General features: G+C 40.0%; 13 protein-coding genes. 10 read left to right on the top strand and 3 right to left on the bottom strand.

The genetic code is table 11. The features are described 5' to 3' along the window. The first annotated feature begins 5 nt into the window (after positions 1 to 5). The 9 genes from HMPREF1532_RS14485 (at position 6) to HMPREF1532_RS14445 (ending at position 10,425) form a co-directional block, all read left to right on the top strand. On the top strand, positions 6 to 782 hold the full coding sequence (locus HMPREF1532_RS14485; protein WP_005930986.1) for a YdcF family protein: 777 nt from the start codon (positions 6 to 8) through the stop codon (positions 780 to 782). Between the two features lie 12 nt (positions 783 to 794). Next, on the top strand, positions 795 to 1,496 hold the full coding sequence (locus HMPREF1532_RS14480) for a CpsB/CapC family capsule biosynthesis tyrosine phosphatase (protein WP_005930982.1): 702 nt from the start codon (positions 795 to 797) through the stop codon (positions 1,494 to 1,496). 5 nt (positions 1,497 to 1,501) lie between these two features. Next, the gene (locus HMPREF1532_RS14475) at positions 1,502 to 1,981 is read left to right on the top strand and encodes a UpxZ family transcription anti-terminator antagonist (RefSeq protein ID WP_005930978.1); all 480 of its coding nucleotides are present in this window, start codon (positions 1,502 to 1,504) and stop codon (positions 1,979 to 1,981) included. 338 nt (positions 1,982 to 2,319) lie between these two features. Further along, on the top strand, positions 2,320 to 3,867 hold the full coding sequence (locus HMPREF1532_RS14470) for an ATP-binding protein (protein ID WP_005930974.1): 1,548 nt from the start codon (positions 2,320 to 2,322) through the stop codon (positions 3,865 to 3,867). Between the two features lie 186 nt (positions 3,868 to 4,053). After that, positions 4,054 to 5,958 (top strand): fimbrillin family protein, encoded by a 1,905-nt coding sequence (locus tag HMPREF1532_RS14465; protein ID WP_005930971.1) that lies wholly within the window; start codon positions 4,054 to 4,056, stop codon positions 5,956 to 5,958. A gap of 46 nt (positions 5,959 to 6,004) precedes the next feature. Continuing rightward, positions 6,005 to 7,903 carry a fimbrillin family protein gene (locus HMPREF1532_RS14460; protein ID WP_005930968.1) on the top strand — a complete coding sequence of 633 codons (1,899 nt, stop codon included), beginning with the start codon at positions 6,005 to 6,007 and terminating at the stop codon, positions 7,901 to 7,903. 237 nt (positions 7,904 to 8,140) lie between these two features. Next, the gene (locus tag HMPREF1532_RS14455) at positions 8,141 to 8,605 is read left to right on the top strand and encodes a DUF4494 domain-containing protein (RefSeq protein WP_005930967.1); all 465 of its coding nucleotides are present in this window, start codon (positions 8,141 to 8,143) and stop codon (positions 8,603 to 8,605) included. Between the two features lie 148 nt (positions 8,606 to 8,753). Next, positions 8,754 to 9,422 carry a YggS family pyridoxal phosphate-dependent enzyme gene (locus HMPREF1532_RS14450; RefSeq protein WP_005930966.1) on the top strand — a complete coding sequence of 223 codons (669 nt, stop codon included), beginning with the start codon at positions 8,754 to 8,756 and terminating at the stop codon, positions 9,420 to 9,422. Positions 9,423 to 9,453: 31 nt separating this feature from the next. Next, positions 9,454 to 10,425: a dihydroorotate dehydrogenase-like protein gene (locus tag HMPREF1532_RS14445; protein WP_005930964.1), complete on the top strand. Its 972-nt coding sequence runs from the start codon at positions 9,454 to 9,456 to the stop codon at positions 10,423 to 10,425. Positions 10,426 to 10,590: 165 nt separating this feature from the next. On the opposite strand, the gene HMPREF1532_RS14440 is transcribed toward HMPREF1532_RS14445, so the two are convergent. Together HMPREF1532_RS14440 and HMPREF1532_RS14435 are read right to left on the bottom strand one after the other, a co-directional pair. Then, positions 10,591 to 12,495 carry a polysaccharide biosynthesis protein gene (locus HMPREF1532_RS14440; protein ID WP_005930962.1) on the bottom strand — a complete coding sequence of 635 codons (1,905 nt, stop codon included), beginning with the start codon at positions 12,493 to 12,495 and terminating at the stop codon, positions 10,591 to 10,593. A gap of 205 nt (positions 12,496 to 12,700) precedes the next feature. Then, the gene (locus HMPREF1532_RS14435) at positions 12,701 to 14,026 is read right to left on the bottom strand and encodes a PhoH family protein (RefSeq protein WP_005930960.1); all 1,326 of its coding nucleotides are present in this window, start codon (positions 14,024 to 14,026) and stop codon (positions 12,701 to 12,703) included. A 134-nt stretch (positions 14,027 to 14,160) separates the two neighbouring features. Here HMPREF1532_RS14435 and HMPREF1532_RS14430 point away from each other — a divergent pair, with 134 nt between their 5' ends. Then, positions 14,161 to 15,459, top strand: coding sequence for a bifunctional folylpolyglutamate synthase/dihydrofolate synthase (locus HMPREF1532_RS14430; protein ID WP_005930958.1), 1,299 nt, complete (start codon positions 14,161 to 14,163; stop codon positions 15,457 to 15,459). Here HMPREF1532_RS14430 and HMPREF1532_RS14425 read toward each other — a convergent pair. Beyond that, a complete protein-coding gene (locus HMPREF1532_RS14425; protein WP_005930956.1) occupies positions 15,427 to 15,801 on the bottom strand; it encodes a RidA family protein in 375 nt (124 codons plus the stop codon). The two genes, HMPREF1532_RS14430 and HMPREF1532_RS14425, sit on opposite strands and share 33 nt — an antisense overlap. Between the last annotated feature and the right edge of the window lie 16 nt (positions 15,802 to 15,817).

Genomic DNA, 15,817 nt, shown 5'->3' with positions numbered 1-15,817 from the left:
AAATTATGTTCTTTGAACTTTCCAAATTCCTAAACTTTTTTCTCATCTCCCCTATCAGTTGGATATTCCTCCTGTTGATCGTTTTTTGCCTGTGCAAAAAAAAACGTTGGAAAAGGATATTCCTGGTCAGCAGTATCGCCATATTTATAATTTTCACCAACAAGGCATTGGCGGATTATGTAAAGTTTCTAACTGTAAAAAAATACAGCGCAATAGCAGTCGCACCGGAAAAGAGATATAAACTTGCCATCGTGATGGGAGGATTTGCCTCTATGAACAGGGAAACCGGACAGATGAGATACGAACAAGACCGGGCAGACAGGCTTTGGGAAGCTGTAAGACTCTGGAGAAACGGAACCATAGAGAAGATTTTGATAACGGGTGACGGGACATCGATCGTACAACCGGATGGAACTTCGACGGAAAAGCTCTTCCTGCAATACATGGAAGAAATGGGAATACCCCAAAAAGTATTCATTCTGGAAAAACAAGCGCTAAACACCCGGCAAAACGCACTCTTTACAGCAGAAATACTGAAAAAAGAAAACATTAAAGGCGAGGAATGCTTGCTGATCACTTCGGCTACGCATATGAAACGTAGCTTGGCCTGCTTCAAGAAAACCGGTATTCATCCGGATTATTTTCCGGTAAATACGTATGATACTCCTAAAATCATCAATCACAGAACATTTTACCCGCAATGGGAAGCGGCTATCGAATGGCAGGAACTGATGAATGAATGGATAGGTGACCGGGTCTATCAAATAATGGGATATATTTAATTCTACAATATGATGATGAACTATACAGACTTTCAACCTTATATATTACCGGAAACCGATGTCTGGGCGTTGCCCACCCAAAAAGCTATGGAATTACTGGAATATCTGGAGAATAAAGGAATGAAGCAGGTGATATGTGTCCCACCTGTGAGACAAGAGAATCCAAACAATACTACAGAAAATCTGAAAAAGATATTCCAAAACTTTCAAGCCGGATACAAAGGAAATATCAAACTGAAACTTGCTGCCAGATACCGTCTGGATAAGCTCTTTGAAGAAAAATTGACGCATGAGAAGCTATTAACGATCAGCAACGAAAAAGAATTGCTCGTTGATGTTCACCCACTGAGAAACAACAGTAAAACATGGGAAATGCTGGATACTGCTTTGGCTGCCGGATACACTCCTGTAATCATGCAACCGGAACGAACCATTTACTGGGGAACAGAGGAGTTCGTAAAACTCAAAGAAAAAGGATGCAGGCTGATGATGAATTTGTACTCTTTCTTCGGATATAATGGCGATGAAGCCCTGAATTATAGTAGAATGTTAATAAGAAGAAATCTATATACCCACGTCTTTTCGGGGATGGAAGATACAAAGATAATGCGATACAGCGAATGCTTCAATCTGCATGACAATGAAGAAATAGAGAACTTATTCAAAAAAACAGAAAACGAAAATCACTTTTATTACCAACCACTAATTCTATAATCATTATGCTAATCGATCAAATCCAAGAGCTGAAACATTTAGCTCACCAATTATTATATTTAGGAACAGATGATACGCCCATATATGCGGACTCTCTTGCTAAACTGAATAAAGAAGTAACACAAAAAGCGAATGCCTTATTTACGGCCAAAGCCTCAACAAATGAAGAGGAAGCACTACTCTGCCTTGCTTTATTAATGGGATATAATGCCGTGATGTACAGTCAAAGCGAAATTGAAAACCGGAAACAGGCGGTTCTGGACCGTGCAGGAAAGATATTGGATAAAATATCCCCCTCTCTACTGAAATGTCAACTTCTGACATATTGTTATGGTGAAGTTTACGATGAGGAACTGGCCATGGAAGCTCATTCTATCATAGATAGCTGGGGAGAAAGAAGACTAAGCGATGAAGAACAGGAAATAGCAGATACCTTAATGAATCTGGAAAATTACCCGTATCCATGGAGTGAAATTAAAGAATAAAAATCAAAGCAGTTGCTAAACAAACTTCAACAATAATAATAACGAAACAGTTTTTTTATAGGCATATAGCATTATGATACAATAAAAAGTGCTATATTTTCCCGAAAGGGAAATCAGAGGTTGATCTGATGTGAATCATATCAACTTTCTAATATTATTGTTTGTTTGTGTTTCCCCTTTCCGGTCTGGCGTGACCAATGGAAAGGGGATTTTTTTATTTATAGGTGATATGTATGATCGATGATATGTATCTGTACTTGCGTACAATAAATCAAATAAAGACTTGGTGATAAACAAATAATTGTGTTTCTTTGTAATAGATAAAAAGATAAGATAGAATGGGAAAGCTTTATCCGATTGGTATACAGAATTTTGAGAGTCTCCGTAAAGATGGATATTTTTATATTGATAAAACAGCATTGATATATCAATTAGTCCAAACTGGAAGATATTACTTTTTGAGTCGTCCCCGCCGATTCGGGAAAAGCCTTTTGCTGTCTACTCTTGAAGCCTACTTCGAAGGTAAAAAAGAGTTGTTCGAAGGATTGGATATAGAAAAATCAGAAGAGAAATGGACGAAATATCCGGTTCTGCATCTGGATCTGAATGCAAAGAAATTTGATACTACGGATGATCTGATCCGCCTGATAGACCGCCAACTACTGATTTATGAAGCCGAATATGGTTCATCGGATGCCGACCGCAGCATCGATGACCGATTCTTCACCCTCATCCGTCTGGCATACGAAAAGACAGGACAGCGTGTAGTGATCCTGATAGATGAATACGACAAACCCATGCTGCAAGCCATAGGTAACGAAGACTTGCAAAAAGAATATCGGGAAACGCTGAAAGCATTCTACGGGGTTATGAAAAGTATGGATAAGTATATCCGTTTCGCCTTGCTGACAGGAGTAACCAAATTTGGTAAAGTGAGCGTATTCAGTGATTTGAATAATCTGGACGATATTTCGATGGATGACCGATATATCGAGATATGCGGAATAACAGAACAGGAAATACATGCCTGCTTTGAGGAAGAGCTGAACAAACTGGGCCGAAGCCAGAACATGACCTATGACGAAGTGTGCAGGGAACTGAAAACACGCTATGACGGTTATCATTTCTCGGAGAACACAATAGGAATATACAATCCCTTCAGCCTGCTCAATACTTTTGCCAAAATGAAATTCGGCAGTTACTGGTTCGAAACGGGAACCCCTTCCTATCTGGTGGAGCTGCTGAAACGCCATCATTACGACCTGTACCGGATGGCACATGAAGAAACCAGTGCCGATGTACTGAACAGTATAGACTCCAGTTCCACCAATCCGATACCAGTCATTTATCAAAGCGGATATCTGACGATAAAAGGATACGATCCACGTTTTCGTGTTTATCGATTAGGATTCCCGAATAAAGAAGTAGAAGAAGGATTTATGGAATACCTCCTCCCCTTTTATGCCAATGTGGATAAGATAGAATCTCCTTTCCAGATCATGAAGTTTGTACACGAAATAGAGCAGGGAGATTACAATGCTTTTTTCCGCCGTTTGCAAAGCTTCTTCGCAGATACTCCATACGAACTCGTACGCGATTTGGAATTACATTATCAGAATGTACTTTTCATTGTATTCAAGTTAATAGGTTTCTACGTAAAAGCGGAATATCATACCGCAGAAGGACGTATCGACCTAATGCTGCAAACTGATCGCTTCATTTATATCATGGAATTCAAACTGGAAGGAACAGCCAATGAAGCACTACAGCAGATTGAAGAAAAACAATATGCCTTGCCATTTATAAAAGATTCACGGAAACTCTTCAAAATCGGAGTAAATTTCAGCGCGAAAACAAGAAATATCGAGGAGTGGAAAGTGAAATAACAGAAATAAGATGAAAATAATCAAACTTGCATACACAATAAAACTCAAATAAAAAATAAAATTATTTTTCATTTTAAACAACTACAAGATAGCACATTATAAAAAACTTTGAAAACTAAATAAATAAAAGTTTGTGCATTCAAATGTGTTATATTAATTTTACCAAAAATTAAAACTAATAATATCATGAAATGCACAAACAAAAACGCTGTCAGACACAGTCTGGCGGTAGTAATTCCTTTTTTATGTTTTTCCTGTATCAACAGTATTCAGCCGTTAGAAGAATCTTCAGAGACACCTCACTCGCCTATCTATAAAGATATCCCTATTGCAATATCTGCTCAAATTTTACAGGTTGAGACTCAGGTCCATACACGTACCACTAACAACGCATTTGACGAAAACGATGCAATCGGTCTCTACGTATTGGCACAACCGGAAACGATAGGTGGAGTAAGACATATAGATAATATGCGGTTTGTTTATTCATCGGCAGGATTTATGCCGGACGAAGAGATATACTATCCGAAAGGAGACGGTAAATGTGATTTCATAAGCTATTATCCTTACCAAGAAGAAGGGGTTTCCCAACATAGTAACGATATACAAATCAGTGTTAATGCAAATCAAAGCACAGCTACCGATTATAGCCATTCAGACTTCATGGTAGCTAAAATACAGGGAATATCTCCGAGTATGAAAGCAGTAAATTTAAAGCATAACCATAAACTTTCCCAACTAAACATCATTTTACAACTTAACAAAGAAGAAGACATAAAAGATTTACAAGAAAACGCAACCATATCCATCAGTAATCTTAACACAAAAGCTATTTATAATATAGATACTGAATTATTCAGTTCACTCAACAATCCTCAAAACATTATTCCTAACGGACAATGGGAAGCAGATGAAGAGAACCACCAACTCACAGGAAAAAAGGCAATTCTTATTCCGCAACCTACTACCGGATGTGAACTGACGCTACGTACCAAAAACAAAATTTACTCTGCCATTTTACCGGAAGATTTAACATTGGAAAGCGAAACCAGTTGCGAACTCCTGTTAATATATGACTCAAGAGTAGGAATTGGCAAAATCAGCTCATCCATAAGCGAATGGAAACAAGGAGGCAGTAGCAACGCCACTCTTGAAGAAAAAGAAAATAACAACTCGATAAGTATCTCCGGACTGAATTTTGAAAAAACAGGGATATACCACCTTGTAACTTCTACAAACGCCGTAATTGGAAAAATTTGTAAAGAATATCTGCTAAATGAGGATATCAATGCACAGGCAATTGTTCTATATCCGGCAGATAATGATGAGAGGGGAACTGTTTTGCAGATAGTAGGTGAAAACAAAAGTCTGCACGGGGGAAGCGTTACTTGGGATAAAGTCAATAATTCAATGGTGTATATACCTGGAGATCAAACACCAATCGAGGAAATTTATGCGGATACAGATGGAAATGTCATCTTTGAAAAGAGTGAAAACATACAACCGGTTTTAGCAGCAGAAAACGTATTGACAGATATCAGAGGTTCTGAAACAATTACCTGTCCCATAGTGAAAATAGGAACACAATACTGGATGCAGGAAAACCTGAATACAACTAAATACAATGATGGAACTGCCATCACTAACAACACAACCTATTTAAATAAGACAACAGCCGGCTATTACTTGCAAAATTCTAACCGCTTTTATAATCAAGCAGTCATCGCCACTGGGAAAATCGCCCCGCAAGGATGGAAAATACCGGATATCACAGAATGGAATATACTGAAAACTTATTTGAAAGACGATGCAGCAACCTTGAAAACAGGTATATGGACCTCAAATGAAGGAACACCTCAAGCTAATAATAAAACAGGATTCAACGGAAAGCCGGTAGGAATTTATTCAAAAGATGGAGAAAAAGCAATCATTTACGGTTACTCTCAAAGATATGCTGCATATTGGACCATAAAAGACAATCAAACAACACCGTATGAGACAAGTATCGCTCTAAGCAATAAACTAAAAGAGGTCGGAAAAGTTTTTAATACCGATTACTGCGCTTACTCTATACGCTGTATAAAAGAGTAGCATAAGTATAAAAAGAGCTGTATAAAAAACACTTTTGGATAATTGTATGAGAAATCATCTACCAATAATAGTAAGCATATGGATTCTGATAGGGAGCGTTTTCTGTATCTGGTCGTGTGTCAATAGTATCGGAGAAGAAGAGGATGAAAAAACAGACACTGTTATTCCCGGTAATATCCCCATCAAGATCAGTGCGAAAACACTCCATAGCCAGATCTACCGAAAGGATTGTGACGATGCCATCGGATTGTATGTGCTGATATCGCCTACAACCTTGGATAAAGAACGCTATATAGAAAACAGACAATTCAAATGTAAAGCTTCCGGTTTTGTTACGGAGGAAGAAGTTTATTATCCGGCAGAAAAGAACAAATGTGATTTTATCAGTTACTACCCTTACCAGCAAACAGGTATCACAGCAGGAGAGCAGAAAATAAATATATCCATCCGAACAGATCAAAACTCGGCGACTAATTATAATCGCTCTGACTTTATGACGGCACAGGCCAATAACATATCTGCCGTTAAGAAAAATATCGAACTGCACCATACACATCGATTATGCCAACTTACAATCAGAATCAAACCGACAAATGGATACGACATTAATATTCTAAAAAAGAGTAATCCTGTCATTCGTATAAATCAAGTTTTCACACAAGCGACTTACGACTTTGACAAAAACGAAATCTCCTCACTCGGTCAACTGCAAAATGTTATCCCAAACGGAGAATGGAATATTGACAATAATACATTGACCGGAAAAAAAAGCATATTGATTCCACAAACGATACCGGCCGGAAATGAAATTCTTACATTATCCATAGATTCTAAAAAATATGAATGCCGACTCAAGGAAAACTATGAACTGGAAAGCGGAACTGCCTGTGAACTTACATTACGATATGATCCGGTATTAGGGATCAATGGAATCACAGCAGAGATTAACGACTGGAAGGAAGGAAACAAGAGCGAAATTACTCCAACGGAAAAAGAAGAAAAAACGGGTATTCTCATCAGTGATTTCGATTTCGAACAAAGCTCTGTATACAGTATCATTTCTGAGGGAAAGATAGTAGCAGAGGTATGCAGAGAGTATCTGTCATCACCGGAAATACAGGCGCAAGCAGTCGTAATCTATCCTGCAAAAGACGGGGTAAACGACTGGCTAAAGGGAATTGTCCTACAAATTATAAACGATGACAGAAAAATACATGGTGGAAAGGCCATATGGGATAAAAAAACAAATACACTGAACTACGTACCCGGTAACCTTGCTCCTATCCTTTCTTTCTACATTGCATCGGATTTATCGATCGAGTTTTCCAAACCCGCCGAACCACTCCTGTTATCCATCAGAAAAAAGGTACTAACCGATATAAGAAAAGATGAAACCTGCATATATCCTATTGTCAAAATCGGTACACAGTACTGGATGAGAGAAAATCTTAAAACAGTATTCTATAATGATAACCAAAAGATAACTGCAAAAACAACATCCAATTATTCTAAAAGTTCCGCCGGATATTTTAAGGAAAAGACCTATTTATTCTATAATAAAGCAGCAGTCACCAGTGGTAAACTCGCACCCAAAGGATGGAAGATAGCGGATAACAAAGTCTGGCAATTACTAAAATCATATATTAAAGAAGACGGAAGCGTTCTAAAAAGTAGCAGATTATGGAAGAAATCGGAGTATACGGCATCTGATCTGACAGAGTTCAACGCTATTCCTACAGGCATTTTCACCAAAGAGAAAGGAGCAGACTCCAGCATCTACGCATTCGCCGGAGAATATGCAATATATTGGAATATGGGAAATGATCAGAAAACATTAGCCGAGAAAAGCATCCTATTAAGATATGACAGTGATCAAACGGCAGAAGCAAACCATTCTGATTTTTGCGGCTATTCAGTGAGATGCGTATTGGAAAACAGTGAGTAATCTGCCGACTATACCTCCATGAAATAATTCAAAGAGACGCTACACAGTGTCAATGAAAACAAGGAAACAGACCGGAAATAAATTCAAAACAAACTGAAAATAACTTTTTGAGGAAAATTTAAACAGACTCTAAATGCAGAAAGATGTTTTTTAAATTATCTTTGTAGGCCGTTTACTGCGTAGAAAGAACAAAACGGCAGATAACAATATAATTAACTAAATAAAAAGCAGAAGAATATGGCAATGCATACATGGTTTGAGTGCAAAATCCGTTATGAAAAACTAATGGAAAACGGAATGAATAAAAAAGTTACCGAACCTTATCTGGTAGATGCACTCAGCTTTACAGAGGCAGAAGCACGTATTATTGAGGAAATGACTCCATTCATCACAGGAGAATTCACCGTTTCGGACATCAAACGTGCCAATTACAGCGAGCTGTTTCCCAGTGAAGAGGAATCAGCAGACCGTTGGTTTAAATGTAAACTTATCTTTATCACACTGGACGAAAAAAGCGGTGCGGAAAAGAAGACATCCACACAAGTATTGGTGCAAGCCGCCGATCTGCGTGACGCCGTAAAAAAACTGGATGAAGGCATGAAAGGTACAATGGCCGATTATCAAATCGGAATGGTGTCTGAAACTCCGCTCATGGATGTATATCCATATAGCGCAGGGCCCAATGATAAACCGGAAGTCTGATTTAGTGATTAGCGGATTAGCGACAAGTGATTAGTAGTTACGCTGTATAGGCATAAAATTTATCACTTGTCACCAATCCACTGATCACTGATTGCTTCTTATTGCTAATGAGCTTATCATTTATCATTAATCACTTATCACTAAATACATGAATATTTCGGAGAATTTAAAGCAAGTACTGGTCGAACTGCCTGCGGGAGTCCGTCTGGTTGCTGTTTCGAAATTCCATCCCAATGAGGCGATAGAAGAAGCTTACAGCGCGGGACAGCGTATTTTTGGAGAAAGCAAAGTACAGGAAATGACAACCAAATATGAGAGTCTTCCTAAAGACATCGAATGGCATTTCATCGGACATTTGCAGACGAACAAAATAAAGTATATGGTTCCTTATGTAGCTATGATTCACGGAATCGATTCATACAAATTACTTACAGAAGTCAACAAACAGGCTGCTAAAGTAAACAGAGTCATTAAATGCCTGATACAGTTGCACATTGCACAAGAGGAGACAAAATTCGGCTTCAGTGCTGAAGAATGTAGAGAAATGTTGGCTGCCGGAGAGTGGAAACACTTGGACAATGTACAGATATGCGGACTTATGGGCATGGCCAGCAACACCGATGATACTGAACAAATAGACAGGGAATTTTGTTCTTTAAATAAGCTATTTAAAGAATTGAAAGAAACTTATTTTCCGGAATCGGACAACTTCTGTGAACTATCTATGGGGATGTCGCACGACTATCATCAGGCTATTGCCGAAGGGAGTACATTAGTACGGGTAGGAAGCAAGATTTTCGGAGAAAGAAATTATTAGTATATCATTCATTATAAAAAAACTATATATCATGACCGATTTAAAAACTACTTTTGCAGGGCTTCAACTAAAGAATCCCATCATCATTAGCAGTTCAGGCCTAACAAACAGTGCCGGAAAGAACAAAAAGTTGGCCGAAGCCGGTGCCGGAGCCATTGTACTGAAATCACTTTTTGAAGAGCAAATATTCATAGAAGCCGACCAGTTGAAAGATCCTACCTATTCGGAAGGAAATGATTATCTGGCCGAATATATCCGGGAACATAAACTTTCCGAATATCTGGAGCTGATCAAAGAGAGTAAAAAGGTTTGTGATATTCCCATCATCGCAAGCATCAATTGCTATACGGATTCGGAATGGATAGATTTCGCAAAACAGATAGAAGAAGCCGGCGCTGATGCATTGGAAATCAACATACTGGCACTCCAGTCAGACGTTCAATATAAGTACGGATCGTTCGAGCAACGTCATATCGATATTTTAAGCCACATCAAGCGAGTGGTAAAGCTTCCTGTCATCATGAAGTTGGGCGACAATCTGACCAATCCGGTAACCCTTATCGATCAACTTTACGCCAACGGTGCAGCGGCAGTCGTATTGTTCAACCGTTTCTACCAACCGGATATCGATATCGAAAAGATGGAGCATATTTCCGGCAATGTATTCAGTAATGCTTCTGACTTGTCTAAGACGCTTCGTTGGATCGGCATTGCTTCGGCAATGGTAGATAAAATCGATTATGCGGCGTCAGGCGGCATACACAAACCGGAAGCTGTTGTAAAAGCAATTCTGGCAGGAGCATCGGCTGTCGAGGTTTGTAGTGCAATCTATCAGAATACCAATATGTATATCGGAGAAATGACCCGTTTCCTCCAAACATGGATGGAAGGTAAAGGCTTTAAAAACATCGCGCAATTCAAAGGAAAACTGAATGCAAAAGATGTGCAAGGTATCAATATGTGGGAACGTACTCAATTCTTGAAATACTTTAGCAGCAAATAAAAAAACTTTAGGTCCGGTTCTGGTTGTCAACTCTTTTCTCTTTTATTTCTCAAAAGCCCAAACAAACAGATTCTAAAGTCCTAATAAAAATCAGGTACCGACGCTATGCGAATGACATAGGAGGTCGATACCTGATTTTCTTTATTATCGATAATCTATCTAAAATCAGTCCTTCTTATCCAGCGCTTCAAAGCAAGAATTCTTACTTACAAATTCCGGAACGATATCTTTCATCGCTGCTACAATCTTCATCTGGTCGTATGTATAACTCAACTGAACAAGATTCTCAATACGTTCTTTTACTTCATCATAATCATATTCACGAACGGTAGCGATCATAATCTTTTCGTGATAAGTAGGCTTAGTCAGCTCTTTCACATTCAGCAGTTCTTCATACAATTTCTCTCCATGACGCAAACCGGTAAACTCTATCTTCACGTCGGTACGTCCGGAAAGGCTGATCATACGCTTGGCAAGGTCGACAATCTTGACCGGCTTACCCATATCAAAGATATAGATTTCACCGCCATTCCCCATACTACCGGCTTCGAGCACCAGACGACAAGCCTCCGGAATGGTCATAAAATAACGGATAATCTCCGGATGAGTTACCGTCACAGGACCTCCATGCTGAATCTGATCGCGGAAACGGGGAATGACAGAACCATTGGATCCCAACACATTTCCAAAACGGGTAGTGATGAACTGCACCGTACTTTCTCCTTTTTTCTGCAATTTCTTAGCCAAAGACTGTACATAGATTTCACAAATACGCTTAGAACATCCCATCACATTCGTAGGATTAACTGCCTTATCTGTAGAGATCATCACAAACTTCTCAGCACCATACTTTACTGCCAAATCTGCCAAAATACGCGTACCAGCCACATTCACCTGTATAGATTCAGATACGTTATCTTCCATCATCGGTACATGTTTGTAGGCAGCTGCATGGAATATATATTGCGGTCTGAATTCACGGAATATCGCTTCAATACGGGTTTGATTAGAAATATCGGCTACAATGGTTTCCGCATCGATATCTCTCCAGCGATCCTGCAGTTCCAAACGGATGTCGTGAAGAGGTGTTTCTGCCTGGTCTACCAAAATCAACTTATAAGGATTGAATGAAGCAACCTGACGCATGATTTCACTACCGATAGAGCCGGCAGCGCCGGTAATCATCACCCTTTTTCCTTCCAGATGAGAGGCGATCTTATGAATATCCACCTCAATCGGCTCACGCTGTAAGAGATCTTCAATCTGAATTTCTTTCAGTTGAGTACGGTTCAAAGGCTGTCCTCCCCATTCACTCAAGGGAGGGGCGGTAAGCAACTTCACATTATGGGCCAACAGGAGATCTGCCATATCCGTTTTCTTCAGTTGATCCATCTTGACCGGAGAAATGATAATGGTATGTACATCACGATCATCCAGTTTTTCAATTAATGTATCATCATTGGGATACACCTTTACCCCCATCATAATTTTGTCAATCAATTCGGGTTCGTCAGCAATAAAACCACGCAAACGATAATGGTTACGCAAATTCACACGCAATGATTTTGCAATGTTGACACCTGCTTCTTTTGCACCATAAATAAAAACATTCGTAGTTTTGCTGCCATCAAAATTTAAAACTTCGAAAAGCATCTTCACAACAATGCGTGAACAAGACATCAAAGCAAAATTTATGATATAAGCCATAAACAACACACTCACCGGTGCTACCCTGACATCCATGAATGCTTCCAAAATCACGCTTACAAGTGTCAACAGACCGTATGACACTGTGAGAGATACGAAGATCCGCATAATATCCACAAAGGAAGAGAAGCGGAGTACGTTGGAGTACGTACGGAATACCCGGAAGAACACCAAGTTAATAATCACTGTCCAAAGAATGGTTCTATCAATCGTAGAAGAGTCCAGAAAAATGCTACGAAAATCATAACGAAGTGCATAGGACAACATACATGAAACTACAATGATAAAAACATCAATTAACAAAATAGTCCAAATAGGCAGTACCTTCGAAGAAAGATACCGTTGAAAAAATTTCGATTTCATCCGTTCTACAGTTTTTTTGTTTTTTTAGGCGATGCAAAGATACATTTTTTTGAGTAATCACCGCTTTATTTAACAAAATAATAAAAAAACTTTTGATTTTATGAATATTATGTAAAACAGGAAAAGACATGATAAACGTATCGAAACCATCAGATTACCATACGTTTACCATGTCTTTTCTAAACATTGGCATATCAAGCAAATATTACATCAAATTGCTGGCTAATTCACTTAACTGACTGCGTTCACCTTTCACAAGATTTACATGTGCAAAAAGGTTCTGTTCTTTCATACGGTCGATCATATAAACCAATCCATTGGACTGGCTATCCAGATAGGGCTGGTCGATCTGCTGAATATCTCCGGTAAATACCATCTTAGTACCTTCACCCGCACGTGTGATAATGGTTTTTATTTCATGAGGAGTCAAGTTCTGGGCTTCGTCGATGATACAATAAGTTTCGCTTAAACTGCGTCCGCGTATGAAAGCGAGCGCTTCAATAACCAACTGTTCACTTTTTTGCATATCTTCCAGACGCTTTACTTCGGTGGAATTGGCCGCAAACTGCCGCTTAATAACATTTAAGTTATCAAACAAAGGTTGCATATAGGGTGCCACCTTCTCCTTGGCATCACCCGGAAGAAAACCTAAATCCTTGTTTGAAAGTGCGACAATGGGGCGTGCCAACAAAATTTGTTTATAATCGGTCAAGTTGCCCAAAGCAGCCGCCAATGCCAGTAAGGTTTTACCCGTACCGGCTTTACCGGTCAAAGCCACCAATTTCACATTAGGATCATTCAGAATTTCGAAAGCAAAACTCTGTTCGGCATTACGGGGTTCGATTCCATAGTTTTTCGTCTTATTCACCCGGCAAACCGTATGCGTAAAAGGATTATACCGGGCAAGCACACTGCTGCGGTCACTCTTCAGAATGAAACATTCGTTAGGATGAATGACATTCTTAAAATCGAATTCGCTGATATCCAAACCTTCACGGGCAGAATAAATCCGGTCGATCAGTGCCGGATCGATGCCTTCAAAAATTTCGTTGGACTTCTCAAAAATATCGATGTTAATTACCTTATCGGTAATATAATCTTCGCAAACCACCCCAATAGAGCGGGCCTTCATACGCAAATTGACATCTTTGGTCACCAGAATTGTCTTCATATCGGCATGTTTCCGCGCCAGATAATCGGCAACGGCAAGAATCTGATGATCTGGCTTGCGCGAAGGAAACGAATCACGCACTACCGGAGAATCGACCTCACCCGTTATAACGAACAAACGCCCTAACCCCTCACCCAGCGAAGCACCGCTGGTAAAAAGATTGTCATCGGTGATCAGATCGAGCTCTCTGACAAACTCACGGGCGTTGTAGTTGATCTGTTCATTTCCCTTCTTGAACTTATCCAGTTCTTCGAGCACAACAATGGGGAGATAAATATCATTCTCTTGGAAATTCTTCAAGCAATTGTAGTCGTGAAGGATAACATTTGTGTCAAGCACAAAATTTTTCTTTGTTCCCATACTCTTCGTTAGATTTAAAATGTTGATATTTGCAATCCGGTAAAGCAATCGGTCACTACGATAAAAGATTGACGCACCTAAGATAAGAAATAAAAGGGCAAAAGAGATTTCTTGCCAGTTAAATATTATAAAAGATGGACTATCAGAACACTTTAAAGTACTTATATGAGAGTGTCCCCATGTTCCAGCAAATCGGAAGCGGAGCATATAAAGAAGGATTAGCAAACACGAGAGCATTGGATGAATACTTCGAACACCCCCACCGGAAATACCGTACGATACATGTGGGAGGCACCAATGGAAAAGGTTCCTGTTCGCATACCTTGGCAGCCATCCTGCAAGAAGCCGGTTACCGGGTAGGACTTTATACATCTCCGCATCTGGTTGATTTCCGCGAACGTATCCGGATCAACGGAGAAATGATGCCGGAAACGTATGTTGTAGATTTTGTAGAAAAGCACCGGAGCTTTTTCGAACCGTTACATCCTTCTTTCTTTGAACTGACCACCGCCATGGCTTTCCGCTACTTTGCCGATGAAAAAGTGGATGTAGCACTCATTGAAGTCGGGTTGGGGGGACGTCTCGATTGTACCAACATCATCACCCCCGATCTATGCGTCATAACCAACATCAGTCTTGACCACACGCAATTTTTAGGAAACACATTAGCCGAGATAGCAGGAGAAAAAGCCGGAATCATCAAAAAAGGAACCCCTGTTGTCATCGGAGAGGCTACAGAAGAGACCCGACCGGTATTTGCAGGAAAAGCAGAAGAAATGCACGCACCCATTGTTTTTGCAGAAGACGATAACCGGATTTTAAAAGCAGAAAACAGCGATAACGGACTACTATATGAAACCCGTGAATATGGCTGCCTGCAAGGAGAATTGGGAGGGTATTACCAAATAAAAAACACCAATACGATACTTCATGCCCTGTCACAGCTAATAGCGTTGGAGTATGCCATCAAAGAAGAAAATATCCGCCACGGCTTTGCCCGCGTCAACGAACTGACCGGACTTATGGGACGTTGGCAAAAGCTAAGTGACCACCCACTGCTTATCTGTGACACAGGACACAACACAGGTGGAATTACTTACATCACCCAACAGATAAAATCAATCGTATACGACCATCTTCACATTGTAATAGGGATGGTGAACGATAAAGATATCCGTGGCGTACTGAACCTGCTGCCACAAGATGCGACGTACTATTTCACAAAAGCCAGCGTGAAACGGGCATTGCCGGAAGAGGAGTTAAAAAGAACCGCCCGTGAATTCGGACTGCATGGCAATACTTATCCCACAGTAACCGAAGCCGTACGCGCCGCCCAAGAAAAAAGCCTCCCAAAAGATTTTATCTTTGTAGGAGGCAGTAGTTTCATTGTAGCCGATCTGTTAGCGAACCGCAATGCACTCGATCTCGACTAAAGCATCTTTGGGCAAAGCCTTCACCGCCACAGCCGAACGAGCCGGGAAGGCACCGTTGAAATAAGTGGAATATACGCCGTTCATCCCTGCAAACAAAGACATATCCTGAAGGAAGACAGTCGTTTTGACGATGTCGGCCATTGTCAATCCGGCTGCTTCAAGAATATGCCTGATATTTTCCAGAGACTGACGGGCCTGTGCTTCTACCCCTTCGGGCATTATTCCTGTGGCTGCATCAATGGGGAGCTGTCCCGATACAAATACCATACCGTTCGCTTCGATAGCCTGGCTGTAAGGGCCGATAGCTCCCGGAGCTTTCTCACTGCAAATTACCTTTTTCATTGTATTTCCTAATTTT

It is taken from the genome of Bacteroides salyersiae WAL 10018 = DSM 18765 = JCM 12988 (assembly GCF_000381365.1).
GTDB lineage: Bacteria > Bacteroidota > Bacteroidia > Bacteroidales > Bacteroidaceae > Bacteroides > Bacteroides salyersiae.
Note: the sequence above shows the minus strand (reverse complement) of the source record. Positions and strands in the feature narration are given on the sequence as shown.